The sequence below is a fragment of the Ralstonia condita genome, assembly GCF_958405655.1.
Taxonomy (GTDB): domain Bacteria; phylum Pseudomonadota; class Gammaproteobacteria; order Burkholderiales; family Burkholderiaceae; genus Ralstonia; species Ralstonia condita.
Map to the genome: position 1 here is coordinate 760,598 of NZ_CATYWO010000002.1, position 25,466 is coordinate 786,063.

At 66.6% G+C, this 25,466-nt stretch carries 15 protein-coding genes; 5 read left to right on the plus strand and 10 right to left on the minus strand.

Annotation, left to right across the window (positions count from 1 at the left end; all coding sequences use genetic code 11):
* Positions 1 to 317: 317 nt before the first annotated feature.
* The 5 genes from R2N03_RS10025 to glgA all read right to left on the minus strand — a co-directional run bounded on the left by R2N03_RS10025 (position 318) and on the right by glgA (position 11,851).
* Positions 318 to 470 (minus strand): hypothetical protein, encoded by a 153-nt coding sequence (locus R2N03_RS10025; RefSeq protein WP_316657417.1) that lies wholly within the window; start codon positions 468 to 470, stop codon positions 318 to 320.
* Between the two features lie 359 nt (positions 471 to 829).
* Positions 830 to 3,136 carry a 1,4-alpha-glucan branching protein GlgB gene (gene glgB / locus R2N03_RS10030; protein ID WP_316657418.1) on the minus strand — a complete coding sequence of 769 codons (2,307 nt, stop codon included), beginning with the start codon at positions 3,134 to 3,136 and terminating at the stop codon, positions 830 to 832.
* The gene (gene treS / locus R2N03_RS10035; RefSeq protein WP_316657419.1) at positions 3,133 to 6,618 is read right to left on the minus strand and encodes a maltose alpha-D-glucosyltransferase; all 3,486 of its coding nucleotides are present in this window, start codon (positions 6,616 to 6,618) and stop codon (positions 3,133 to 3,135) included. The genes glgB and treS overlap by 4 nt, the downstream gene beginning before the upstream one ends.
* On the minus strand, positions 6,615 to 10,187 hold the full coding sequence (locus tag R2N03_RS10040; RefSeq protein WP_316657420.1) for a maltotransferase domain-containing protein: 3,573 nt from the start codon (positions 10,185 to 10,187) through the stop codon (positions 6,615 to 6,617). The genes treS and R2N03_RS10040 overlap by 4 nt, the downstream gene beginning before the upstream one ends.
* Positions 10,188 to 10,207: 20 nt before the next feature.
* On the minus strand, positions 10,208 to 11,851 hold the full coding sequence (gene glgA, locus R2N03_RS10045) for a glycogen synthase GlgA (protein WP_316657421.1): 1,644 nt from the start codon (positions 11,849 to 11,851) through the stop codon (positions 10,208 to 10,210).
* A 380-nt stretch (positions 11,852 to 12,231) separates the two neighbouring features.
* On the opposite strand from glgA, the gene ahpC reads away from it, so the two are divergent.
* The 4 genes from ahpC (at position 12,232) to R2N03_RS10065 (ending at position 15,849) form a co-directional block, all read left to right on the plus strand.
* The gene (ahpC, locus tag R2N03_RS10050) at positions 12,232 to 12,795 is read left to right on the plus strand and encodes an alkyl hydroperoxide reductase subunit C (RefSeq protein ID WP_316657422.1); all 564 of its coding nucleotides are present in this window, start codon (positions 12,232 to 12,234) and stop codon (positions 12,793 to 12,795) included.
* 124 nt (positions 12,796 to 12,919) lie between these two features.
* A complete protein-coding gene (gene ahpF / locus R2N03_RS10055) occupies positions 12,920 to 14,494 on the plus strand; it encodes an alkyl hydroperoxide reductase subunit F (RefSeq protein WP_316657423.1) in 1,575 nt (524 codons plus the stop codon).
* A gap of 573 nt (positions 14,495 to 15,067) precedes the next feature.
* On the plus strand, positions 15,068 to 15,505 hold the full coding sequence (fur, locus tag R2N03_RS10060) for a ferric iron uptake transcriptional regulator (protein WP_316657424.1): 438 nt from the start codon (positions 15,068 to 15,070) through the stop codon (positions 15,503 to 15,505).
* Between the two features lie 98 nt (positions 15,506 to 15,603).
* Positions 15,604 to 15,849, plus strand: coding sequence for a hypothetical protein (locus tag R2N03_RS10065; protein ID WP_316657425.1), 246 nt, complete (start codon positions 15,604 to 15,606; stop codon positions 15,847 to 15,849).
* Between the two features lie 5 nt (positions 15,850 to 15,854).
* On the opposite strand, the gene R2N03_RS10070 is transcribed toward R2N03_RS10065, so the two are convergent.
* The 5 genes from R2N03_RS10070 to R2N03_RS10090 all read right to left on the minus strand — a co-directional run bounded on the left by R2N03_RS10070 (position 15,855) and on the right by R2N03_RS10090 (position 21,647).
* Entirely contained in the window at positions 15,855 to 16,160 is a 306-nt protein-coding gene (locus tag R2N03_RS10070; RefSeq protein ID WP_316657426.1) for a hypothetical protein, read from the minus strand.
* A gap of 108 nt (positions 16,161 to 16,268) precedes the next feature.
* Positions 16,269 to 16,589: a DUF6587 family protein gene (locus R2N03_RS10075; RefSeq protein WP_316657427.1), complete on the minus strand. Its 321-nt coding sequence runs from the start codon at positions 16,587 to 16,589 to the stop codon at positions 16,269 to 16,271.
* Positions 16,586 to 18,451, minus strand: coding sequence for a ferrous iron transport protein B (feoB, locus tag R2N03_RS10080; protein WP_316657428.1), 1,866 nt, complete (start codon positions 18,449 to 18,451; stop codon positions 16,586 to 16,588). The genes R2N03_RS10075 and feoB overlap by 4 nt, the downstream gene beginning before the upstream one ends.
* A 45-nt stretch (positions 18,452 to 18,496) precedes the next feature.
* Positions 18,497 to 18,808 carry a FeoA family protein gene (locus R2N03_RS10085; RefSeq protein ID WP_316657429.1) on the minus strand — a complete coding sequence of 104 codons (312 nt, stop codon included), beginning with the start codon at positions 18,806 to 18,808 and terminating at the stop codon, positions 18,497 to 18,499.
* Between the two features lie 388 nt (positions 18,809 to 19,196).
* Positions 19,197 to 21,647 carry a sensor domain-containing diguanylate cyclase gene (locus R2N03_RS10090; RefSeq protein ID WP_316657430.1) on the minus strand — a complete coding sequence of 817 codons (2,451 nt, stop codon included), beginning with the start codon at positions 21,645 to 21,647 and terminating at the stop codon, positions 19,197 to 19,199.
* A gap of 248 nt (positions 21,648 to 21,895) precedes the next feature.
* On the opposite strand from R2N03_RS10090, the gene R2N03_RS10095 reads away from it, so the two are divergent.
* Entirely contained in the window at positions 21,896 to 25,435 is a 3,540-nt protein-coding gene (locus R2N03_RS10095; RefSeq protein ID WP_316657431.1) for an EAL domain-containing protein, read from the plus strand.
* Positions 25,436 to 25,466 lie beyond the last annotated feature (31 nt).

The window sequence follows — 25,466 nt, forward strand, 5'->3', positions numbered from 1 at the left end:
TGCCGGGCACGACTCACTTTTCTTTGTCTTGCCAAAGAAAAGTAAGCAAAAGAAAGGCGCGCCCGAGATGGCGACCCCCTCCTTGAATTTTCGTAACCGGGCGGAGAACGGGAAAACTCGCTTCGCTCAGACAGTTCCCGTTCTTTTTTCCGCCCGCTTACGAAAATTCAAGGCGCCATCCAGGGCAGGTACGGCCAAACCGGCTGGGCACCGCCCGTGGCGCTGTGTGCTTCCTCCTGCCGAAGCTCAAAGCCCCGGGATTGGGGTTCGGAACGCCAACGTTGGCGTTCTGAACCTCAACGCTGAAGCTCGGAACCTCAACGTTGGCGTTCGAGTACTTCAAAGCCGCCGTTCGGAACCTCAAAGCTGGCGTTCAGAACCTCGATCTCCGGGTTCAGAACCGCAAAGCTGAAGTCCAGAACCTCAAAGTCCGAGTTCAGAACCTCAACGTCGAAGTCCCAGAACTCCAAAGCAAGCGTTCAGAACCGCAAACTCGGGGTTCTGAACCTCGAAGTTGACGCGCGGATCCACAAACCACCGCAAGAGCGTGGCGCGCGAAGCGGTTTGCTCCCACGCCAACGCCAGCGCCACGACGGTGTGGCCGCCCCCTGCCCTAGATGGCGCCTTGAATTTCTGTTGCAGAGAGGAAAAAGCGGGGAGGCTGTTTGAGCGAAGCGAGTGTGCCTCTCCTCCCTCTCTTCGACATAAATTCAAGGAATCCTTCGCCATCTCGGGCGCGCCTTTCTTTGCTTACTTTCTTTGGCAAGACAAAGACAGTGAGTCAGCCCCGGCAAGGGATGAAACCAGGGATGTACCAAAGCAAAAAAACTCAAGCCTTCAAAATCACAACCCCCAACGGCGGCAGCCTCAACACCACCGACTGCCCTTGCCCATGCGCAGCCACATGATCCACATCCACCGCCCCACCGTTCCCGAGATCGCTGCCGCCATACACGGCGGCATCTGTGTTCAGCACTTCGCGCCAGCGCGTGGCCCCATTGGCTGGCGGCACGCCAATGCGATAGCCCTCGCGCGGCACCGGCGTCATGTTTGCGACCACCAGCATCGGGCGTCCCTCGCCATCCAGCCGCAGGAAGGCAAACACGCTGTTTGCCCGGTCGTCGCCGATCACCCAGTTGAAACCCTCGGGTGCACAATCCCGCGCGTGCAGGGACGGCTCGTTGCGGTACAACGCGTTGAGGTCATGCACGAGGCGCTGCACGCCGCGGTGGCGCGGGTCGTCCAGCAGGTGCCATTCGGGTGAGGCATCGTGGTTCCATTCGCCCACCTGGCCAAACTCGCAGCCCATGAACAGCAGCTTCTTGCCCGGGTGCGTCCACATGAAGGCGAGGTAGGCGCGCAGGTTTGCCAGGCGCTGCCATTCGTCGCCGGGCATCTTCCCCAGCAGCGACCCCTTGCCATGCACCACTTCGTCGTGCGAGATCGGCAGGATGAAGTGTTCCGAGAAGGCGTACACCAGGCCGAACGTCATGCCGTCGTGGTGGTGCTGGCGGTATACCGGGTCTCGCTGCATGTAGTGCAGCGTGTCGTGCATCCAGCCCATGTTCCACTTGTAGTCGAAGCCCAGGCCGTTGAACTCGACCGGCGCGGTCACGCCGGGCCATGCGGTCGACTCTTCGGCGATGGTGATGGCGCCGGGGCAGCGTTCATGCACCACGGTGTTCATCTGCTGCAGGAAGGCAACGGCTTCGAGGTTCTCGCGCCCGCCGTAGCGGTTGGGTATCCACTCGCCGGCGCGGCGCGAGTAGTCGCGGTAGAGCATCGACGCGACGGCGTCCACGCGCAGGCCGTCGATGTGAAAGCGCTCGAGCCATTCCAGCGCGCTGGCGATCAGGAAGCCGCGCACTTCGTTGCGACCGAAGTTGTAGATGAGCGTGTTCCAGTCCTGGTGGAAGCCTTCGCGCGGGTCCTCGTGCTCGTAGAGCGCCGTCCCGTCGAAGCGGGTGGGGCCGTGGGCGTCGGTCGGGAAGTGCGCGGGCACCCAGTCGACGATGACGCCGAGGTTGGCCAGGTGGCAGCGGTCGACAAAGCGCGCGAAGGTCTCGGGTGCGCCGAAGCGCGCAGACGGCGCGAACAACCCCAGCGGCTGATAGCCCCAGCTGCCGCCAAACGGGTGCTCTGCCACCGGCAGCAGCTCGATATGCGTGAAGCCCAGCGCGCTGACGTACGGGATCAGCCGGTCGGCCAGTTCATCCCATTGCAGGCTGCGGCCGCCGTCTTCCAGATCGCGCAGCCAGGAGCCGGCATGTACCTCGTAGATGCTGATGGGTGCGTCGGGCTTCTGGCGTTCGGCGCGCGCCTGCATCCATGGCGTGTCGTTCCAGCGCAGCGCAGACGGGTCCGCCACGACCGATGCGGTGGCCGGCGGCGGCTCGGTCTGGCGGGCAACGGGGTCGGCTTTGATGAGCAGATGGCCATCGGCGCCGACCAGCTCGAACTTGTAGCGCGCGCCCGGGCCCACGCCCAGGCCGCTGGGCAGGAACAGTTCCCACACGCCGGCCTGGTGGCGCAGCCGCATGGGATGGCGACGGCCGTCCCACTGGTTGAAGTCGCCGACTACCGATACGCGCTGCGCGTTGGGCGCCCACACGGCAAAGCGCACCCCGGTGATGCCGTCCATGCGCATGGCTTGCGCGCCGAGGCAACCGGCCAGGGCCCAGTGCGTGCCCTCGCTGATGAGGTGCAGATCCATGTCGCCGAGCAGCAAGCCAAAGGCGTACGGGTCTTCGGTTTCCTGCACGGCTTCATGGCTGGTGCCAGCGGGCCAGATGACGCGCAGGCGGTACGCCTGCGGGTGGCCGTACACGTCATCCGCGTCGGCAGGCAGCGGCCCGTGGAAGAGCCCGGTGCGGCCCACGGCCGTGAGCTCGGTGACGATCTCGCCGCGTGCATCGATGGCCTGGACGCGGCGCGCGCCCGGGTAGAACGCCCGCACCGTCCAGCGGGTACCTTCTGCCAGGGCGGCACGATGGGGCCCGAGCACGGAGAACGGATCGCCCAGGCGGCCGTGCGTGAGTGCATCGACCTGTGCCTGCCCGACGCCGGGCGGTAGCGCGGCGGGCGGCTCCGGGGCGGTAGGCGCCGGGCGTGGCGTGGCAAAGTCGAGCGCGGTCACGGTGGGCCTCCGGTTGAGTTTTCCGCGGCGTGTGCGGGCGGTTCTGCGTGCAGCACCCGGCGTGCCACCCGCGCAAGGCCTGCCAGCGGAATCCGCAGCCAGCCGGGCCGGTTGGCGGCTTCGTAGTTCACCTCATACGCGGCTTTCTCCAGCAGGAAGAGATCGAGTAGCGTGAAGTCGATGACGGTCTGGTCGGGCGCGTTCGCCTCCGGCGCGCGGACGGCGGCTGCATAGGCCTCCAGGAAGCGCTCGGTGGACGCCTCACGGAACCGTTCGAGCAGATGGTCGCGGCGTTCCTGTGCGGGGCCGGCCACGTGGTCCGGGCCCTGTCGCATGGCGCCCACCACGTAGTCCAGCGAGCGCAGCAGCCCGGCCACGTCGCGCAGCGGGCTGGACTTGCGGCGGCGCTCTTCCACCGGGCGCGAAGGTTCGCCTTCGAAGTCGATCAGGAAGGCGTCGCCCTGCGCCACCAGCACCTGGCCAAGGTGGAAGTCGCCATGGATGCGCGAAAGCTGCGCACCCAGTCCGTCTTCGGCGTGTTCGCGGGCTGCGAGCAGCAGCGCGTCGCGTTGCGACAGCAGCCATTGCACGTCGGGGTGCGGGTCGTTTTCCTGCTGCCACGCCGCCAGTTGATCAAGCGCGCGCGTGAGCTGGTCGCTCAATCGGTCGCGCCAGTGCGCCACGTCGCTGGCATCGGCGACGCGCGCGCCAAAGTTTGGATCCTCGCTCGGGGCAGCCAGCGCAGCGTGAAGTTCGCCCAGGCGCGTGCCGATCATGCCGATGAAGCCGATATAGCCGGCCAGCGCCTCGTCGGTATCCACACGTGCCTCGGTCACGGCCACCGGCGCTGCTTCGCCATCGCCGGTCGTCACACCCTCCGTCACGACGGCCAGTTCGTCGATCGTGCGGCGCAGGTAGTCCAGCGCCCACGTCCAGGCGTCGCCCTGATTGGGGACGAAGCTCTGCATCACGGCCAGCGTGGAGCGCTCCCCGCCTGCGCTCACGTGCGCGATCTCGCCGATCAGTGCGGCTGTGTTGGCATAGCCCTGGCGCGTCAGGCGGCGCGTCACTTCCACCTCGGGGTGAATGCCCGAGGCAACGCGGCGGATCAGCTTGACGATGACGGCCTCGCCAATCACCAGCGAGCTGTTCGACTGCTCAGCCGCAAGCCAGTGGATGGGCGCGTCCGGCGCAAGCGGCAGCGGGGTGGGGCGCACGCCTGCGGCCTCGGCGGCTTGCGCGGGTTCGGCCAGCCCGGCGATGTTCGGTTCGGGCTCGAAGCACACGGTGCCGTCGTTGGCCTTGAGCGTGACGCCGCGTACGAGGTTGGTGAGCAATGCGCGGGCGAAGGTCTCGGTGGTGAAGGCGTCGGTCAGGTAGCCGACATGGCGGCCGCGCCGCACGCGTGCCAGCGCCAGCTGGATCGGCAGGGCCGGCAGCGTGGCCGATTCCCACGCGATCGACAGGGGCAGCAGGTAGCGCTCGACGCGTTCGCTGCCGTCCGCGTTACCCAGCGTGACGGCAACTTCGTTGAAGAACACTTCGGGGCGTGTCGCCCCGGCCAGCGGGCGGTTGGTGGACGCGGCATCCACCGGCACCGCCGCGCCCCAGACAAACTTCGCGCTGCGCAGCACGCTGTTCTTGGCCGCAAACCAGCGGCGCTTGGGCAGGTAGGTCGGCAGGATTTCGCGCTCGATCAATTGTCGGTGCGCCTCACGCTGCCTGGTGTCGGCCAGCGCGTCGAGCCCCGCGCGCAGCACCAGCGTGGTGAACTCCGGCAACTGCTCGGCGGCTGGCTGCGACCAGCTCGGGCCCGGCTCGTTCTCGCGCAGCTCCAGCCAGTAGAAGGCATAGGGCGGCAGCGTGAGCAGATACGACAACTGACCGATCGGCGGAAACGCCGTCCCGCCAATCAATTCCACCGGCACGCGCTGCGCAAAGGCCGACAGGTCAAGCTCCACGGCCTGTGAGGCGCGCGACAGATTCGCCACGCACAGGATGGGTGCCTCGCCATCCAGCGCACGGATATACGCCAGCACCTTGCGATTGGCCGGGTGCAGGAACTGGATGGCGCCGCGCCCGAACACGCGATGCCGCTTGCGGGTGGCGAGCAACCGGCGCGTCCAGTTCAGCAGCGAATGCGCGTCGCGGCTCTGCGCTTCGACGTTGACGGATTCATAGCCGTACAGCGAGCCCATGATGGCCGGCAGCACGAGCTGCTCGGGGTCGGCGCGCGAGAAGCCGCCATTGCGGTCGGGCGACCACTGCATGGGCGTGCGCACGCCGTCGCGGTCGCCCAGGTGGATGTTGTCACCCATGCCGATTTCGTCGCCGTAGTACATGACGGGCGTGCCTGGCATGGAGAACAGCAGGCTGTTCATCAGCTCGACGCGGCGGCGGTCGCGCTCCAGCAGCGGCGCCAGCCGGCGGCGGATGCCGAGGTTCAGGCGCGCACGGCGGTCGCTGGCGTAGACCTCCCAGAGGTAGTCGCGCTCGGCGTCGGTCACCATTTCGAGCGTGAGCTCGTCGTGGTTGCGCAGGAAGATGGCCCATTGGCATGTGCCGGGCACTTCCGGCGTCTGCCGCATGATGTCGGTGATCGGGAAGCGGTCTTCGCGCGCGATGGCCATGTACATGCGCGGCATCAGCGGAAAGTGGAAGGCCATGTGGCATTCGTTGCCGGCACCGAAGTATTCCTGTGTGTCTTCTGGCCACTGGTTGGCCTCGGCCAGCAGCAGGCGGTTCTTGAACTCCGCGTCCATCGCGGCGCGCAGCTTGCGCAGCACGTCGTGCGTTTCGGGCAGGTTCTCGTTGGAGGTGCCTTCGCGTTCCACGAGGTACGGCACCGCGTCCAGGCGCAGACCGTCCACGCCCAGGTTCAGCCAGAACTTCATGACGCCGATCACCGCCTTGAGCACGCGGGGGTTGTCGAAATTCAGGTCCGGCTGGTGCGAATAGAAGCGATGCCAGTAATAGGCATTGGCCACGGGGTCCCAGGTCCAGTTGGAGGGCTCGGTGTCGATGAAGATGATGCGGGTGCCGGCGTACTTCTTGTCGTGGTCGGACCACACGTAGAAGTCGCGCAGGGCGGAGCCCGGCTTGGCGCGGCGTGCGCGCTGGAACCACGGGTGCTGGTCCGACGTGTGGTTGATGACGAGCTCGGTGATGACGCGCAGCCCGCGCGCATGCGCCTCGGCAATGAAGCGGCGCGCGTCGGCCATGCTGCCGTAGTCCGGGTGCACGCCGCGGTATTCGGCGATGTCGTAACCGTCGTCACGGCGAGGCGATGGGTAAAACGGCAACAGCCAGATCACGTCCACGCCCAGCTCGGCGATGTAGTCGAGCTTGGAGATCAGGCCCGGAAAATCGCCCACGCCGTCATTGTTGGAATCGCAGAACGACTTGACGTGCAACTGGTAGATGACGGCGTCCTTGTACCAGAGCGGGTCGTCCACCAGCAGTGCGGTCGGGTTGCGCGTCATGACGGTTGCTCCTCCGATGGCAGTGCGGGCCGCACGCGCCAGATGGCAAAGGGCTGCTCCGGTTCCAGGCGGATGTGCTGCCGCTTGCCGCGCCATACCGTGCGCTGGGTCGTCACGAGGTTTTCTGCCATCAGCGCGCCATGGTCGGGCAGCCCCCATTGCCACAGCGGCAGTTCGATGTCGCACGCGTGTGCGTGGTGCGGATCGAGATTGATGGCGACGAAGAGCGTGTTATCGCCAAAGCGGTCGGGCGGCAGGGCGTTGGCCCGTTCCGCTGTCGAGGCATCGGGCTGCATGGGCAGCACGGGCGGTGTCGACTTGCTGAAGAACAGGATGTGCTCGCCCGTGGCCGGCTGGAACGTCACGCCCAGGTGCGAGTGCAGCGCCGGGTTGGCGCGGCGGATGCGGTTGAGCAACGCGATCTCGCGCACGATGTTGCCGGGGCGGTTGTGGTCCCACGCGCGCAACTGGTACTTCTCTGAGTCGAGATACTCCTCCTTGCCCGGCAGCGCCTGTCCTTCGCACAGCTCGAAGCCGCTGTAGACGCCCCAGAGCCCCGAAAGCGTGGCCGCCAGCGCCGCGCGGATCAGGAAGCCGGGCCGCCCCGACGTCTGCAGGAACACCGGGTTGATGTCCGGCGTGTTGACGAAGAAATGCGGGCGGAAATATTCGCGCACGGGCGTGCGCGTCAGCTCGGTCAGGTAGTCGATGAATTCCTGCTTGGTGTGCCGCCACGTGAAATACGTATACGACTGCGAGAACCCGATCTTGGCGAGCCGGTACATCACCTTCGGCCGCGTGAACGCCTCCGAGAGGAACACGGCATCCGGATAGCGCGCCCGTACCTCGCCGATCATCCATTCCCAGAACGGCAGGGGCTTGGTGTGCGGGTTGTCGACGCGGAACAATCGCACGCCTTCATCGGCCCAGAACATCACCACGTCGCGCAGCGCGATCCAGAGGGCCGGTTTGGCGTCGTCGGCGTAGAAGTCGACGTTGACGATGTCCTCGTACTTCTTGGGCGGGTTCTCGGCGTACTTGATGCTTCCGTCCGGACGCCAGGCAAACCAGCCTGGGTGCTCGTGCAGCCACGGATGATCCGGCGAACACTGGATGGCGAAATCCAGCGCGAGTTCCAGCCCCTTCTCGCGCGCGGCATCGCGCAGGCGACGGAAATCCTCGAGCGTGCCGAGCTGCGGGTGGATGGCGTCGTGGCCGCCTTCTTCTGCTCCGATGGCGTAGGGGCTGCCCGGGTCGTCGGGCGCGGCGTGCAGGCTGTTGTTACGTCCCTTGCGGTTGGTGTGCCCGATGGGGTGGATGGGCGGGAAATACAGCACGTCGAATCCCATGCCGCGGATGGCCCCCAGGCGGCGGATGACATCATCGAACGTGCCGTGGCGCCGTTCGTCGTCCGATGCGGAGCGGGGAAACAGTTCGTACCAGCTGGCGAATGCCGCGCCCACACGTTCAACCTCGAGCGGGTACGCCACGCTCTCCACGTAGAACGGCCGGTAGTGCGATGCGTGCGCCATCAGTTGCGCGGTGGATGCGTCCAGCAGCAGCTTCAGGCGGTGCGTGGCATCGGCCTCTGCCAGCAGGCGGGCCAGCGTGTGCAACGCGTGTACCGGCGCATCTGCGGGGGCCTGCTCGGCCGCCTGGGCGACCAGCCGCGCGCCTTCTTCCAGTTCCAGCGTCACGTCCAGGCCAGCGGTGTGCTTTTTGTCCAGCTCCGACCGGTACGTGCCGAACGCATCGCGCCACGCGCCGATGGCATAGACGTGCCGCCCCAGGCGTTCAGGCCGGAACGCGCAGCGCCAACGGTCATTGCCCAGCGCCACCATGGGCACGTGCTGCCAGGCGTCTTCATCCTGCGCGCGCCAGAGCAGATGCACCGCGAGCCGGTCATGCCCGTCCATCAGCACGTCGGCTTCGACGACGATATCGTCGCCCACCAGGCGTTTTGCGGCGAACCGGCCATCATCCACGGCGGGCTGCACCTGTTCGATGGCAATGCGCGGCGCGGCGATGGCGGCATCGACGGGCTCCTTTGCCGCCCCGGCCTTCGACCGCGTGCGCCTGGCTGGCTGGCCCGCGGCGCGATGACGCACGGGCGCGTGACGGAACACGCGAAAGACCTGAACGCCCCCCGGCAGCAGATCGATCTCGGTCAGGGGGCGCGCATGCGGCCGCAGTGCCTCGTCGCAGCTGCCCGCCGGTTCGGTCACGAGGTCCAGCGCCACACCGCGGGTAAAGCTGCCCGCCACGCCGGGCAGGAAGTGGTCGGCATGCACCGACACGCCCACGTGGAGATCGGGATTGATGACGACGAGCGTGGCGGCATCACCCGCGCGCAGGTCGGGCCCATCGGCGCGCAGCAGCGCGGTGGCCGGTGCGTCGGGCCCGGTCAGCATGCGGAGTTCGGCATGGGGCGCGAGGGTGCCGGCGTCACGTGCGGCGCGAATGGTGGCATTCACGTCGCGCACCGCATCGCTCAGGTCAAAGGCCGCGTGCGCGTCGATCCATTGCGGGTCGGACGGATCGCCGCGCTCGGCCAGCATCGGCAGCAGCGCCCCGCGTTCAAAGCCCAGCGGCATCAGCCAGCCCGCATCGAGCGAATCGGCCGCGTGGAGGATGCGGCGATAGGCACGCTCGCGGACCACCGCATCACCGAATGCCTGCCCATAGCGCGTGCCGAAGGGCGCTTCCACGGTGGCAATGGGCGGTGCCACGCTGGCGAGCCTTGCGTGTTCCTCCACCATCCAGCCCGCCCGGAAATCCCACCATCGCAGCGACGAAAACGTTGCGTCGAAGCCCGCGCCCGCGAGCGCCTCGATGGCGGCTGCGTCCATGCCCGGTGTCCATGCTAAGAAGCGGGCAGCGGCATCCTTGCGCACGTCAGCGATCAGCGTGCGCCATTGCACGGCGGGCAGGCGCGCCGGCGCCTCGCAGCGGAATCCGCCGATACCGAGCGCCACCCATGCGCGCAGTTGCTGTGCCCACCACGCGAGGACGGCCTCCGCGCGGCGCGGGTCGTCATAACGGAAGGCGGCGACCTCCAGATGCGATGGCGGCAAACGCGGGTCCAGCGGATTGCCGTCTTCGGCGTGGCTGGCGAACCAATCGGGATGATCGGCGCGCAGCGGTGCATCGGTCGCGATGCGGTCGATCACCAGATCGAGCAGCAAGGTCAGCCCGCGCGTCTCGCACGCTCGCGCCAACCCGGCGAGCGCCGGTTCGGCGGCCCCTCCGCCCAGCGCGGCGTGCAAGTGCGCGTGGTCACGCGTGACGAAGACATTGCCGCCTGCGCCCACCGCAAATGGCGGGGCCATCAGTACATGATCAAAACCCAGCGAGGCGATGCGATCGAGCGTGCTGTCCCATCTGTCCAGCCGGCCGATCTGCAGCGGGTGGAGATAGCAGATCGCCGGCGCATAGAGGGGCGTCCCTGGCGGCCGGGCCGGCGGCTTAGTCAGCGTGGCAGCCTGGTTGCCGGAGGGTCGGTCGACCTTGAGGGTCGCCGTTGTCTTGCGAGAGGTGGAAGCCGGTTTGGGTGTCTGGGTCGGAGGCATGCGTGACAGCCGGTCGAACATCAGGCGCGGATCTTCTCGGTGCTGGCGGCGCGTGCCACTGCGTGCGCGCGCACGGCGTCCGGCAGCACGGAGGTGCGGCGGCGCGCGGGCGTGCGTACGGGCGGCTTGTCCGGTTGATGCGCCGGCTGCGGTTCGTGCGCGTCCTGACTCAGATGCGCTGCGGCCAGCGTCAGCGCGGGCATCGGCGTCGCCGCCGGGACCAGCGTCCGATAAAGCGCCACGTACTCGCGCGCCGGCTGCGACCAGCCAAAGTCGGTGGTCATGCCGTTGTATTGCAGGATGCGCCAGGCCTGCGGCTGAGCGAATACGTGCAGCGCGCGCTCCACCGCCGCTGCCATCGCGTCGGGCGAATCCCCGTCGAACAGGAAGCCCGTGGCGCCGCGCCAGGCAGCCTCTGGCGAGCCGCGGTCGGTGATGGTGTCGACCAGTCCGCCCACGCGCGACGCCACCGGCACCGTGCCGTAGCGCATCGCATAGAGCGGTGTCAGGCCGCACGGCTCGAAGCGGCTGCCGTGCAGGAGGATGTCCGCGCCTGCGTGCAGCAGGTGGGCGAGCGGCTCGGTGTAGCCGATCCGGGCTGCCACCTGGCGCGGGTAGCGCGCTGCGAGGTCGGCCATCCCCGCTTCGTAACGGCGCTCGCCGCAGCCGAGCACCGCCACCTGCAGGCGCGGGTTCGATTCCAGCAGTTGCGGCAGGGCCAGCAGTGCGACGTCGGCCATCTTCTGGTGGGTCAGGCGGCTACCCAGGGCCAGCAGCGGAGCCCGCGCATCTTCCGGCAGGCCGAAGCGTTGCTGCAGCGCGCGCTTGGCGACGTGCTTGCCGGTCAGGTCACCGGCAAAGAAGGGCATGGGAAGGAAGGCATCCTTCGATGGATTCCAGACATCGTTGTCGATGCCGTTGAGGATGGCGAACAGGTCCTGCTGGCGTGCGCGCAGCAAGTCTTGCATGCCGCATCCCGCCGTATCGCCGAGGATCTCGCGCGCGTAGGCGTGGCTCACGGTGCTGATGCGATCGGCCCACAGCAGACCCGCCTTCAGGAAGCTGAAGCGGCCCCAGAACTCGGCCGCATGGGCAGCGTCGGCGGGTATGCCGATCTGCGGCGCAACCCCCATCGGGAAGTTGCCCTGGAAGGCCAGGTTGTGCACGGTAAAGACCGTCTTGACCGCCGCGCCGCCTCGCTTGATGAGCATCGGTACGAGACCCGCATGCCAATCATGGGCGTGCACGATGTCGAAGTGCGGGACATCCGGCACGCCGCTCGCCACACGGGCCGCCGCATGGTTGAACGCCGCAAAGCGCAGGGCATTGTCCTCATAGGGCTCGCCGTGATCGTCGAGATACGGATTGCCCGGCCGTGCAAACAGCGCCGGCGCATCGAATACGAGCACGGGGATGCCCTGTGTGCCCATGCGGCCGCTCAGCAGGCGCGCATGGCCGCCCGGCAGGTCGGTCCATTCGCACACCGTGCGCGCGTGCCTGACCTGGGCGATGGCATTGGGATATCCCGGCAACATCACGCTCAGTTGCACGCCGGCCCGCTGCAATGCGCCTGCGCACGCACCGACCATATCTCCAAGTCCGCCGGTCTTGGCCAGCGGCACCGCTTCTGAAGCCACAAAGAGGATGTTCAGCGACAAGGTCATGCTCCCGGGGGAACCGCCCTCGCTGGCCCATGGCCCAACCGCATGAGCAGTGGACGGTGCCTGCGCGTGGCGGAGGTTTGCGATCCTTCGCATCGCGCAAGAGCTATGCCAGTCGGACAGACGCTGACAGGGCAGCAAGCGTAGCCTGCTGCGCCTTGGCTTCAGGCGCCCCGGGGCCGGTGCAAGCAGGTGCGGGGTGTGCAACCTGGGCATGCACTGTGTAATTTCGCCCATCCTGGCCAAGGCGCGCCCGCCTCGTGATGCGCCACGGCCTAATAGAAAAAAACAATCGATAAAATCATATCAATCAACTTGTGCAATTGAATGAACGACGCTACGATTCCTTCCGTTGTCAACCAAGCAACCTACTGAAAACCACTATGTCGCTGATCAATACTCAAGTCCAACCGTTCAAGGCCCAAGCGTTCCATAACGGCAAGTTCATCGAAGTCACGGATGAGTCGCTCAAGGGCAAGTGGTCCGTGCTGATCTTCATGCCGGCCGCGTTCACCTTCAACTGCCCGACCGAAGTCGAAGACGCCGCTGAACACTACGCCGAGTTCCAGAAGGCAGGCGCCGAGGTCTATGTCGTCACGACCGACACGCACTTCTCGCACAAGGTGTGGCACGAAACCTCGCCGGCCGTGGGCAAGGCACAGTTCCCGCTGGTGGGCGATCCGACCCACACGCTGACCAACGCTTTCGGCGTGCACATTCCGGAAGAAGGCCTGGCACTGCGCGGCACGTTCGTGATCGACCCGCAAGGCGTGATCAAGACGATGGAAGTGCACGACAACGCCATCGCCCGCGACGTGAAGGAAACCCTGCGCAAGCTCAAGGCCGCCCAGTTCGTCGCCAACAACCCGGGCAACGTGTGCCCGGCCAAGTGGAACGAAGGCGCCAAGACGATCAAGCCGTCGCTGGACCTGGTCGGCAAGATCTAAGTTGTAAAGGCTGTTGCTGCAGACATGCAGCGCGAAAAACGGCCGGCTCTGCCGGCCGTTTGCTTAAGGGCGCAGGCATGTGCCGCGCCCTGTCACTGAATCAAAACGAATAAAGGAAGTCGTCATGCTGGATGCTGATGTCAAGGCCCAACTGAAGGCCTACCTCGAACGCCTCGTGCAGCCCATTGAGCTGGTCGCCAACGTCGATGACAGCGAGGGCTCCCGCGACATGATGGACTTGCTGCGCGACGTGGCCGAGCAGTCCAGCATGATCGTGCTGACCGAACAACGCGATGCCGCCGAGCGCGCACCGTCGTTCCTGATCCGCCGCACCGGCGCCGATGTGAGCGTGCGTTTTGCCGCCATCCCGACGGGTCACGAGTTCACCTCGCTCGTGCTGGCGCTGCTGCAGGTGGGCGGCTATGCGCCCAAGCTCGAAGCCGACGTCATCGAACAGATTCGCAATATCGAAGGGGATTTCCGCTTCGAGACCTACATGTCGCTCACGTGCCAGAACTGCCCGGACGTGGTCCAGGCGCTGAACGTGATGTCGGTCATCAACCCGCGCATCCAGCACGTCGCCATCGACGGCGCGCTGTATCAGGGCGAAATCGAGGCGCGCCAGATCATGGCCGTGCCGACCGTGTTCCTGAACGGCGAGACGTTCGGCACGGGCCGCATGGGCGTGGAAGAGATCCTCGCCAAGATCGACACCGGCGCTGCCGCGCGTGATGCTGAAAAGCTCGCCGCCAAGGAAGCGTTTGACGTGCTGATCGTGGGTGGTGGCCCGGCCGGCGCGGCGGCTGCCGTGTACGCGGCACGCAAGGGCGTGCGCACCGGCGTGGTGGCCGAGCGTTTTGGCGGGCAGGTGCTCGATACGCTGGGCATCGAGAACTTCATCTCCGTGCAGGAGACCGAAGGGCCGAAGTTTGCCGCCGCGCTGGAGCAGCACGTGCGCCAGTACGACGTCGACATCATGAACACGCAGCGCGCGGTCAAGCTCACGCCGGCAGACAAGCCGGGCGGCTTTGCCGAGGTGACGCTGGCCAACGGCGCGGTGCTCAAGGGCCGCTCGGTCATCCTGTCTACGGGCGCCCGCTGGCGCAACATCAACGTGCCGGGCGAGCAGGAATACAAGAACAAGGGCGTGGCGTACTGCCCGCACTGCGATGGCCCGCTGTTCAAGGGCAAGCGCGTGGCGGTCATCGGCGGCGGCAACTCGGGCGTGGAAGCGGCTATCGACCTGGCGGGCCTGGTGAACCACGTCACGCTGCTGGAATTCGCCAGCGAGCTGAAGGCCGATGCCGTGCTGGTGCGCAAGCTGCAAAGCCTGCCGAACGCGACCATCGTGACCAACGCGCAGACCACCGAGATCACCGGTGACGGCCAGAAGGTCAATGGCCTGCGTTACAAGAGCCGCGTGGATGGCGTCGAGCACACTGTCGCGCTCGAAGGCGTGTTCGTGCAGATCGGTCTGGTGCCCAACACCGAATGGCTGGATGGTACGCTTGAGCGCAACCGCTTTGGCGAGATCGTCGTCGATGCACGCGGCCAGACCAGCGCGGAAGGTGTGTTTGCGGCAGGTGATGCGACCACGACGCCGTTCAAGCAGATCATCATCGCCACGGGTGAGGGTGCCAAGGCCGCGCTGTCGGCGTTCGACCACCTGATCCGCGTACCGCTGGCCGAAGCGGCCTGATGCGGCGACCACGTGGGACCAGGCCGGGCAGCGCGAAAGCGGGCCCGGCTTTTTTGTCGCAGGTTGGCGGCCGATCGCGGTAAGGCATCCCGGCGGGTAGATGCCGTTTGGCTTGCGAGGCGCTGGCGCGCTCCCAACGTCTGCAGCCGGCCGCCTCACCGGGCGCGTCGGTCACGTGCTGAGGATACGGAACAACCTCCCCGCAGCACACGCCACAAAACTCTTGTAATGCGAATCATTCGCGTTTATAGTGACGCCATCGACGTCGTTGCAGTCATGGAGTCTGCCTCCCGGGGTGCAACGCATTGAACCGCCTTTCGTCATGCGCGCCTGCCGGCAGGTCTACGGCGCGCTGGCAATCGATCTTTTGTGGGGACCGCTCTGACACACAGAGCGTTTGGCCGTAGCAAGCCGCCCGACAGTCGGGAAAGCACTCAGACCCCGCTTTCCCGACTGCGACTTTCCCGGGCCGCCAGCCATGCCGTTTTTTTTTCCCTGTCGCGGCGCTGTTTTCGATTGGCTCGACCGCTGCGCACGCCCTATCCACCTCGCATCCGAAACGCACATCAGGCCATGCCAAATTCGACCGACCTGCGACGGGCCGGGCTCAAAGCCACGTCGCCGCGCCTCAAGATTCTGGAAATCCTTGCCGGCGGCACGGAGCACGGTCGCCACCTGAGCGCGGAAGACGTGTATCGCCAATTGCTGGCTGCCGAGTTGGATGTCGGCATTTCAACGGTCTATCGCGTGCTTAACCAACTGGTGGATGCAGGCGTGCTGCTGCAACATACCTTCGAGGCGAGCCACGCCGTCTATGAGATGGACGAGGGCGCGCATCACGACCACCTGATCTGCCTGTCATGCGGCTGCGTGGAGGAATTTCACGACGATGCCATCGAGGCACGGCAGGAGCGCGTGGCAAACGACCGCGGTTTCGTGCTGCGCGATCACGCGCTGGCGCTTTACGGTCTCTGCCCAGGCTGCCAGGAGCCTGCTGGCGCTTCACACTGATGTGACGCGGTAACGCCCTGAAACATCATCGGGGCAATCTTGGCGAAACTCATCGGGTGGCAAGGGTTCCAACACACCGTGTTACCCAGGAGATGCCGATGCGACGCCGTCTGAAATCCGAAGATGAACTCAAGAGCCTGCTAGCCCGCTGCGTCCAGCAACATCCGGAATGTGCACAGTGCGAGTTACGTGCAATGTGCGTTCATCGTCCGGATCACACCGGCTGCAACTGGAGCGCGGAGTTCGACTTCCAGACCGAGGATGAGGAAGTGGCCATTCGCGGCCTCTCCGTCGCCAAGCGTCTGCTGATGCGGGCGCGCACGCAGTACAACGTCGCGCGCTGATCGCGCTAACCCTTCGCCTGCCGGGCGATGCGTTCCAGTAATTCGCGGGCGCTCTCGCTGTGTCCTTGCTGCGCCAGCAGGCGTGCGTTGAGCACCAGGTTTTCGAGCACCAGCTTGGCAATGCTCGCCGTGAGCGAGACGATGACTTCGTCCTGGCTGAAGTGGGCATCTTCCATTTGCGACAGCTGGCGCGACACCAGCTTGCAGACCAGGTCGCGCAGCATCTGCTCGTCGAAGGGCAGGTTGGCGAAATCCACCGGGTCTTCCTTCTCGACTTCCGCAATCAGCTGGACCAGCAGTTCTTCGGTCATGATGCGTCCCCCGTTCAGGTTTGGACCAGTCTACGCTTCACGCCTCAAAAACAAAACGGGCCCGCACAATGCGAGCCCGTTGGCGTGGTGACGCCGCGTCGCGCCTGCTTACTTGCGGCGCATGAAGTGGATCGGCTGCGCAACGTCCGCCGGCGGCGACGAGCTTCCCGAGGCGCAACCGCTGCAGCCGCTGCCGCATGCGCTGCCAGAGAGCGGATCGGAGTGGCATGAAGGCGCCTCGCCCGGCGTCAGCAGCCGCTGGCCGAAGGCTTGTACCCAGTCTGGGCGTGATGGCCGATCGCACCAGCCAGCCACGCGTGCCATCGCCCGTGCGCGCATGGCCGGCGCGTAGCGGCCGGTCATCGACAACGCGCTCAGTGCCACCACCGTGGCGACGACGCCGGTTTCGACAACGTGGTACACGCTCATGTCAGCACCCGTGTGATCTGGTAAGTGGCGAATGCGGCCAGGTAGGCCAGGGCGAAGAGGTAACCGGCGGTGCCGGCCATCACCTTCCAGGAGTTGGTTTCGCGGCGGATCGTGGCCAGCGTCGAGATGCATTGCGGCGCGTAGACGTACCACGCCAGGAAGGCCAACGCGGTTGCCAGCGACCATTGCTGCGCGATGACCGGCGCCAGTTGCGCCGCGGCATCCTCATGCGTGGCAGAGAGCGAGTACACGGTCGCCAGCGCACCCACTGCGACTTCACGCGCGGCCATGCCGGGAATCAGCGCGATGCACATCTGCCAGGTGAACCCGATCGGCGCGAACACGACTTCCAGCGCCCGGCCGATGTGGCCGGCAAGGCTGTAATCGATGGCCGGCATCGTGGCGTTGGCCGGCGGCGCGGGGAAGCTCGACAGGAACCACAGCAACACCATCATCTTGAGGATGACCGTGCCGATACGGCGCAGGAAGATGCGGGCACGCTCGATCAGTCCCACGGCGAGGTTGCGCACGCTCGGCAGGCGGTACGACGGAAGCTCCAGGATGAGCGGGTGTTCATTACGATCCCGCTTGAGATACTTCAGCACGTAGGCCACCACCAGCGCCGACACGATGCCCGCCATGTAGAGCCCGAACAGCACCAGGCCCTGCAGGTTGAAGATGCCGCCCACCTGCCTCACGGGGATGAACGCGCCGATCAGCAGCGCGTACACGGGCAGCCGCGCGGAGCACGTCATCAGCGGCGCGACCAGGATCGTGACGAGCCGGTCGCGCGGGTCCTGGATGGTGCGGGTGGCCATCACGCCGGGAATGGCGCACGCGAAGCTCGAAAGCAGCGGGATGAACGAACGGCCCGACAGCCCCGCACCCGCCATCAGACGGTCGAGCAGGAAGGCCGCACGCGGCAGATAACCGGATTCTTCCAGTGACAGGATGAAGAGGAACAGGATCAGGATCTGCGGCAGGAAGACCAGCACGCTGCCCGTGCCCGCGATGATCCCGTTGACCAGCAGGCTCTTGAGCATGCCGTCGGGCATCACCGCGCTCACCCACACGCCAACGGCCTCGACGCCGCCCTGGATGCCGTCCATCAGGGGCTTTGCCCACGAGAACACCGCCTGGAACATGAAGAACATCAGCACGGCCAGCAGGAGCAGACCCAGCACCGGGTGCAGCACGATGCGGTCGAGCCGGTCGTCCAGTTCGGCCGTGCTGCGCGGCATGGTCACCGCGGCATCGAGCAGGCGCTTGACCTCGACATGCGGATCGGCGTCGGGCGGCAGGCCCACCGGCACCGCCGGCAGTCTGGCGTGATCGATATGTGCGACGAGGTCGGCCGCGCCGTTGCGCCTGATGGCAACGGTCTCGACGACCGGCACGCCGAGGGCCGCTTCCAGCTTGGCGCGATCGATCCGGATACCCCGGCGTTCGGCGGCGTCCACCATGTTGAGCGCCAATACCATCGGCAAGCCCAGGCGCTGCAACTCCAGGACGAAGCGCAGGTGCAGGCGCAGGTTCGTGGCATCGACCACGCAGACCAGCAGGTCGGGTCGCGGCTCGCCACGGAACGTGCCCAGGCAGATATCCCGCGTGATGGCTTCGTCCGGGCTGGTGGCGACCAGGCTGTAGGCACCAGGAAGATCGAGAATCTGTACGTGCCGGCCTGACGGCGCGGTAAAGCGGCCTTCCTTGCGCTCGACGGTCACGCCCGCATAGTTGGCCACCTTCTGCCGGCTGCCCGTCAGGAGGTTGAACAGCGCCGTTTTGCCGCAATTCGGGTTGCCTACCAGGGCAACGCGCAGCGCGGATGGGGTAGCGGAGGAGGAAGAAGCGTGCATCTGCATGAGGCCGGATAAGCGAAGCCGGAAAGCGGCGGCGGTTGGCGCGGGCTACGCCGCCTCGCGCACTTGCGCTGGCGGGGCGGTCTTGCGCGCGATGCCGCCTGGCGTGGCAGCCTGCGTGGCGGCCTCGGTGCGCACACGCACGCGGGCGGCTTCCTGGCGGCGCAGCGCAAAGCGCGTAAAGCCGACCTGCACCACCAGCGGATCGCCGCCAAACGGACCGACGGCCACCACGCGCACCTCTTCCCCCGCCACGAACCCAAGTTCGCGCAGGCGCTGGCTGATGGGGTCGGCGGTCTCGCGGTCTTCAACGTGATCCACCACCGCCGTTGCCCGGCGGGAAAGCTCGGAAAGCCGCATCGTGTGTGATCGTTAACGTGTTACTTGCGGAAAGGATACGCGAGTCGCGTGAATGCGAATCGTTTTCATTGTATCGCAACATGGCGCACTGCAGACTGCGGCAGGGTGTCGCCAGGATGGATATTTTGGAGGAGGGCTGCACTGGGCCTATTGATGCTCGAGGCGCCCCCTGAAACGTTGCGCCGAAGGCACAGAATGGGGCTGGCGCCCGCAAAACCGCTGGCTGCGCAGGGTTTTTGCCAAATTACCTTATCCTGGGTATTGGCGCGAATGACGGTCATTGCCTATGCTTCAACTGCGCTGAACTTCCCCGTTCAAAGCGTATTCTTGAGGCCACCGGGTACCGCTATCCGGTGGCTTTTTTCATGTGCGCTCGTCTGCGCGTCTTTCAATCGGTGGCGATGGCGCCTCGGCCTTCGTTCTTCGCCCGGTAGCAGGCTGCGTCGGCGCGTGCCAGGAATGCGCCGGCGTCCGCATCGTCGGTGCGCAGTTCCACCACCCCTTGTGACAGGGCGATCTCGGCACGGGCGCCAGCAGCCCGAACCGGCTGCCGTGCGAGCGCCGCACGGATCCGGTCTGCGAATGTGACTGCCGCCTGCCGGTCGCAGTGGGGCAGGATCACGGCAAACTCATCTCCGCCGAGCCGGGCGACGTGGTCCTGCGTACGTGTGCTTTGCACGATACGTTCCGCGACGCCGCGCAGTACGTCGTCGCCTGCAGCGTGCCCGTAGCGGTCATTGATGGCCTTGAAGCCATCCAGATCGATCAGGATGAGCGCCATGGGCGCGCGTGCCGCCGGGTTGCCGCTGCGGTGCGCCTCGAATTGCGCGCGCAAAATGGCGTCGAAGCCGCGCCGGTTCAGCAGGCCCGTCAATACATCGTGCGTGGCGTCCCAGGCAATGCGCTGCACGGTCTCGCGCGTGGCCGAGACATCGCGCAGCACCAGCACGCCGCTTCCGGAGGTGCCCGGCAGCGGTCCCCAGGAAAGCTCGACATCGTGGCGTTGGCCATCGAAGCGCTCCAGGCGCAGGCTGCCTGACAGCTTGCCGCCTGCACGAAGCAGTTGCGTCGGGATGACGCGCCTTCCGCTGTCGTGCTCGACGAGATGCAGCAGGCGGTTGATCGATTGACCGACGGCCCGCGCGGGGTGCACGCCGATGAGCGTCTCGATCGCACCGCTGGCATGGGTGACGCTGCCGTCGCCGTCAATCGTAAGCAGTGGCTCCTGGATGGCGTCGAGCACGAGCAAGGCCGAACGGACCTCCTGTTCGAGCGCCTCCTTGACCTGCTGCTCGCGGGTGCTGTCCACCACCGCAACGATCCATCCGGCCAACGGTGCACCCGGTCCGCCGATGGGCCTCGCCGTCAGCAACACCGCCCCGATGCCGGCGCCCTGACCCGTGGTGATGACCATCGGCTGGTCTGCCAGCGCCAGCGGTGTGCGCGGCAGTAGCGACAGCGCAGCAGCGACAGCGCGTGCGACGGGGCAGGCGGGGACGTCGTCCTCGGCTTGCAAGGCGTTGCCGATGGCGTGCGCGCTGATCCCGAGCAATCGTTCGAACCGCACGTTGGCAAATGACACGACCAGCGCGCGATCCAGAAACGCCAGCCCCACCGGCGCCTGTTCCGCCAACCCGCGAAAGAAGGCGACATCCTGCTCGCTGGCCGCCAGCGCCCCTTCCCAATGCTGGGCGAGCAGCCCGATGCGGGCGGCCAGTGCGCCTACTTCGGTGGCCGGGTCAAAGGCGGATGTTGTGGGGTCCGCGAGCTCGGCCAGGCGGGAGAGCGGGCCCGGAGGCTGCGCATCTTGCAGCGGGGGGCGGCCGGAAGCCGGCGCCACCGGGTGGATCGGCATGCCGCCCTCCACCTCGTGACGCAGCCGCTCGAGGGGGCTGACGGCGCGTTCGATCCAGAACCATGCGAGCAGCAGGCATACGGCACCAAACGCGATACCGGCGGCGATGAGCGTATGCGTCGTACGCGCAGCGCCGGCGTAGGCCTCCCGCGCCGGCCACCAGACCCCGATGCTCCAGGGCACGGCATTCAGGCGTCGATATCCCACAAGGACGGCAGGCTGACCGGGCAGGGCGATCTCGCTGCCCGGGTTCCACTGCCTGGCGGCGGCGCGCTTCGGGGCAGGCATGGCCGCCAGGTCGGGTGCGGGTTGCAGCAAGCGCGAGCGGTCCGGCGCGACGATATAGTTGCCCGCCTCCGAAACGATGACGACGCGGCCCGTGCGCCTTAGCCGGATGGCTTCCAGGTCCGTGAACATCGGATTGCGCGACAGCTCGATCGAGCCGATCACCAATCCCGTGAAACGGCCGTCGTCGCCGTGCAGCGGCATGGCGAACGAGGCCACGGGGCGGTTGCCCGCCGGCGCCAGGAACGGCTCGGGCATGACGAGCCGCTGCGTGCTGCGCGCAGCCAGGAAGATCGGATGGTTGGCCATGTTGTCGCCGCGTCGGCCCGGCAATGGCGGCGCGTCGGCCAGGATGGTGCCGTCGGCGCCCACCAGCAGAACGTTGTCGAATGCGCCCCGCAGCTCTGCGTGGGCGTCCAGCCACGCCTGGCCGTCGGCCGGCGTGCGCGGGGCGCTGGCGGGTTCGGCGGAGCTGGAGAGGCGGTCGATGATGTCGGTCAGCCGCGCGTCGATGGGGCGCGCCGCCTGCGACATCACCTCCTCCAGCCGGCTGCCGATTTCCTGCCGCGTATCGTCATAGACGGTGGATACCGCTACGGCGATCAGCCCCGCAAACGGTATCAGCGCGGCCACCACCACGCCCGGCAGCAGACGAAACAGCAGGCGGCGCGGAATGGTGAGCGGGGATGGGGACGACATGGGCCCGGATTGTAGAACCAGTTTGCCGTTCGAGACGCTCTGCATGTCAAGAAAACCGGCTTCATTACAACAGTTGTCCAGCCGCTATCCGCAAGTTGCGTGCGATAGGAATTGCTAGCAAAATGCTTGCGCACTGCGTCAGCCGTTGTCCGGCACGATGCTGCAACTGCATCGTGCGCTTGGGGTGCGGTTCCTTAGCCGCGCATCGTGCAGCCTCTCTCCATACCAAGGCTCTACCGGTCATCCAAGTGCCGAAGCACGCTTTCTTTCCGACTACGCTTCGCGGCCGCTTGCTCGCACTGGCCGCGGTGGCCGCCTTGCCGGCCATTGTCGTGGCGGTGGCTGGCGTGGCGCTCTACCGAGACCGGCTCAATGACCACCTTGCCCAGCGCCTGACCCACGAGACCGAGGCCGCCGCCGCACGCGTCGGCATGGTGTTGTCCAACGCCAACGAACTGCTCTCCGTGCTGGTGGCCGATGACGCCGCCTTGCGCATGGACCCGCAAGAATGCAGCCGCTTCGTCAGCCGCGTCTTCCATAACCAGAACGAACTGGCCAATCTCGGCATCATCGACGCGCGCGGCAAGCTGGTCTGTACGCCGAGCATCGCGAGCCTTGGCGTCGATCTGTCCGACCGCGAGTACGTCAACGACGTGCTGGCAACCGGCCAGCCCGCCCTGTCGACGTTCGTGACGGGGCGGGCTTCCAACCAGGCGGTGATGGTTTCCGCCCGGCCCATGACTGGCAACGACGGGGCCATTCGCGGCGTGGCCTATGCGGCCGTGCGCCAGGCGGCTTTGATCGCTGCGGCCGCCGGCGGCATGCCCGGCGCGCCGGTCTACCTGGTGGATGCCTCCGGCACCGTGCTGTCCATCAATGGCTTGATGCCGGCGGCCCAGGTGCCGGCCATCGTGAAGGGGCCGCTGGTCGCGATGGCCGGCCAGGAGCCGGCCGAACCGGTGCTGGTGGACGACGCCGATGGCGTGCGCCGCGCCTACGCAGCCGTGATCGTGCCGCATGCCGCTGCCGGGCGGCTGCGCGTGGTGCGCGGCGTGGACGCGTCCGACATCATCCGCCAGCAGCGCGACATCACGCTGGCCGGCGGCGGTGCCATCGTCTTGATGATCGTGCTGCTGCTGGCCCTGATCCAGCTGGCGATGCGGCGGCTGGTGCTACCGCGCGTCGATGCGCTGGTCGATGCGGCGCGCCATTACGCTGCGGGCGACTTCTCGGCTCGCGTGGTCGAACAGGGCCCCGCGCGCGATGAGCTTTCGCTGCTCGAAAGAACATTCGACGAGATGCGCACGGCCATCGCGCGCCACGACGCCACGGTGCACCGCCTGACCGAGCGCTTCCAGCGCGTCGCGCGCGCCACCAATGACTGGATCTTCGACTGGGATATCGCCACGGGCGAATCCTGGGCCAACGCCAGCCTGCATCGACTGCTGGGCAGCGACGCACTGCTTGGCCCGGGCGATGGCGACGGCGTGTCGCGCACGCTGACGTTCCATCAATTCGTGCATCCGGAGGACGTTGACGCATTCGGGAAGGAGCTGCGCGCCGTGCTGCATTCGGAGCGCGACAGTTGGCACACGGTCTGCCGCGTGATCGATGCCAGCCGCGCCACGCGCACGGTGGAGATCCGTGCGAGCGTCTATCGCGGCAAGGACGGTCGCGCCATCCGCATGGTCGGTGGGGTGACCGACATTTCGCAGCGCTCGGCCATGGAGCAGGATCTGCGCGCGAGCGAGGCGAACCTGAGCGTGGCCGAGCAGATTGCGCAACTCGGCAGCTGGCGCTGGGATGTCCTGCGTGATTCCGCCACGTGGTCTTCGGGGATGTACGTGCTGACCGGTACGCCGCCCGGCCCGCCGCCCACCTTTGCGCAGCAGGCGCAGTTCTTCACCGCCGAGAGCTACAACCGCCTGCGCGAAGCCGCCAGCCGCGCGGTCACCGAGGGCGAGCCGTATTCGTTGGAGCTCGAGATGATCCGGCGCGACGGCGAGCACCGCTGGGTGCTCTCGCGCGGCAACATCGAGCGCAACGAACGCGACGAGGTGGTTGCCCTGTTCGGCACCATGCAGGACATCACGGAGCGGCGCGAATCCGACGAGCAGCTGCGGCTGCTGCGCCGCGTGGTCGAGTCGGTGCCTTCGGGCATCACCGTGGCCGATGCGCAGCGGCCCGATCTGCCCGTGGTTTACGTCAACCCGGGTTTCGAGCGCATGACGGGCTACCGTGCCGAAGAGGTGCTGGGCCGCAACTGTCGCTTCCTGCATTCTTCGGAACCCGGGCAGCCTGCGCTCAACGAGGTGCGCGCCGCGCTGCGCGAGGAGCGTGAAATCCGGGTGCTGCTGCGCAACTTCCGCAAGGATGGCCACCCGTTCCTGAACAACTTCCTGCTCTCGCCGGTGCGCGACGCCAAAGGGGCCGTCACGCACTATGTCGCCATCCAGGACGATGTGACCGAGCAGGAAATGACGCGCGCCCGCCTGGCGCAGCACGCGACCATCGATGCGCTCACGGGCCTGCCCAACCGCACGCTGCTGTCTGACCGCGTGCAGCAGGCGGTGGAAATGGCGGCACGCCAGCGCAGCCGCTTCCACGTGGTGCTGGTCAACATCGACCGCTTCAAAGTCATCAACGACAGCCTGGGTCACCTGCTGGGCGACGAGGTGTTGCGCCGTGTCGCTGAGCGCCTGCGCGATGAGGCCGACACCGTCGATACCGTGGCGCGCTTTGGCGGCGACGTGTTTGCGCTGGTGATTTCGCATGCGGGTTCGCGCGGCGTCGAATTCGGCTTTGACCTGTTTGCCGATCCGATCCGCGTCGAAGGGCACGAGGTGTTCGTGACGGCCAGCATTGGCGTGGCCGAATACCCGGCGCACGGCGCAGACGCCGATACGCTGATCCGCCATGCCGAGATGGCGATGTATTCCGCCAAGCAGAACGGCCGCAACCGGCTGGAGTTCTTTGCGCCGGAGATGGACATCGGCGTGTCATACCGGCTGAACCTGGAGCATCAGATCCGGGCCGCGCTGGAGCAAGGCCAGTTCCGGCTGCTCTATCAGCCGCAGATCGACACCAGGGACGGCCGCGTCTGCGGGCTCGAAGCGCTCATTCGCTGGATCCACCCGACGCGCGGGCTGCTGCCGCCGGCGGCGTTCATTCCGGTGGCCGAGGAGAGCGGGCTGATCGTCGACATTGGCAACTGGGTGCTGGCGGAAGCGGCGCGGCAGCGCGCCGAATGGCACGCGCGTGGTCTGGCCGACGATCTGACGATCGCCGTGAACGTGTCGCCGCTGCAGTTCAAGCGCGGCACGGTGCTGCCGACGCTGCTCAAGCTGCAGCGCCAGTATGGTCTGGGCTCTGGTTTCCTTGAACTGGAGGTGACCGAGTCGATGCTGATGGAAGGCACCGAGCGCACCATCGAAGACCTCACCGCGATCCGCCAGCTTGGCGTGCGCATCGCCATCGACGATTTCGGCACGGGGTATTCGAGCCTGGCGTATCTGAAGCGCCTGCCGATCGACCTCATCAAGATCGACCGTGCCTTTGTCAAGGACATCGACCGCGATTCCAACGACGCCGCGATCTGCACGACCGTCGTGGCGCTTGCGCACAACCTGGGCGTGACGGTGTGCGCGGAAGGCGTGGAGGACGCGGTCCAGTCGGCTTTCCTGACGTCGCACCGGTGCGACGTGCTGCAGGGCTATCACTTCAGCGAGCCGCTGCCGCCCGATGCGGTGACGGCGCTGCTGGAGCGCGACGCGCGCTTCGTCCTATAGCTGGCGAAAGCGCGCTCGTTCCCGCCGTGGC

Coding starts and splice junctions, on each gene's coding strand:
- treS (WP_316657419.1), bottom strand. CDS start 6,618: ATGACGCGCAACCCGACCGCACTGCTGGTGGACGACCCGCTCTGGTAC.
- R2N03_RS10040 (WP_316657420.1), bottom strand. CDS start 10,187: ATGCCTCCGACCCAGACACCCAAACCGGCTTCCACCTCTCGCAAGACA.
- glgA (WP_316657421.1), bottom strand. CDS start 11,851: ATGACCTTGTCGCTGAACATCCTCTTTGTGGCTTCAGAAGCGGTGCCG.
- ahpC (WP_316657422.1), top strand. CDS start 12,232: ATGTCGCTGATCAATACTCAAGTCCAACCGTTCAAGGCCCAAGCGTTC.
- ahpF (WP_316657423.1), top strand. CDS start 12,920: ATGCTGGATGCTGATGTCAAGGCCCAACTGAAGGCCTACCTCGAACGC.
- fur (WP_316657424.1), top strand. CDS start 15,068: ATGCCAAATTCGACCGACCTGCGACGGGCCGGGCTCAAAGCCACGTCG.
- R2N03_RS10065 (WP_316657425.1), top strand. CDS start 15,604: ATGCGACGCCGTCTGAAATCCGAAGATGAACTCAAGAGCCTGCTAGCC.
- R2N03_RS10070 (WP_316657426.1), bottom strand. CDS start 16,160: ATGACCGAAGAACTGCTGGTCCAGCTGATTGCGGAAGTCGAGAAGGAA.
- R2N03_RS10075 (WP_316657427.1), bottom strand. CDS start 16,589: ATGAGCGTGTACCACGTTGTCGAAACCGGCGTCGTCGCCACGGTGGTG.
- feoB (WP_316657428.1), bottom strand. CDS start 18,451: ATGCAGATGCACGCTTCTTCCTCCTCCGCTACCCCATCCGCGCTGCGC.
- R2N03_RS10085 (WP_316657429.1), bottom strand. CDS start 18,808: ATGCGGCTTTCCGAGCTTTCCCGCCGGGCAACGGCGGTGGTGGATCAC.
- R2N03_RS10090 (WP_316657430.1), bottom strand. CDS start 21,647: ATGTCGTCCCCATCCCCGCTCACCATTCCGCGCCGCCTGCTGTTTCGT.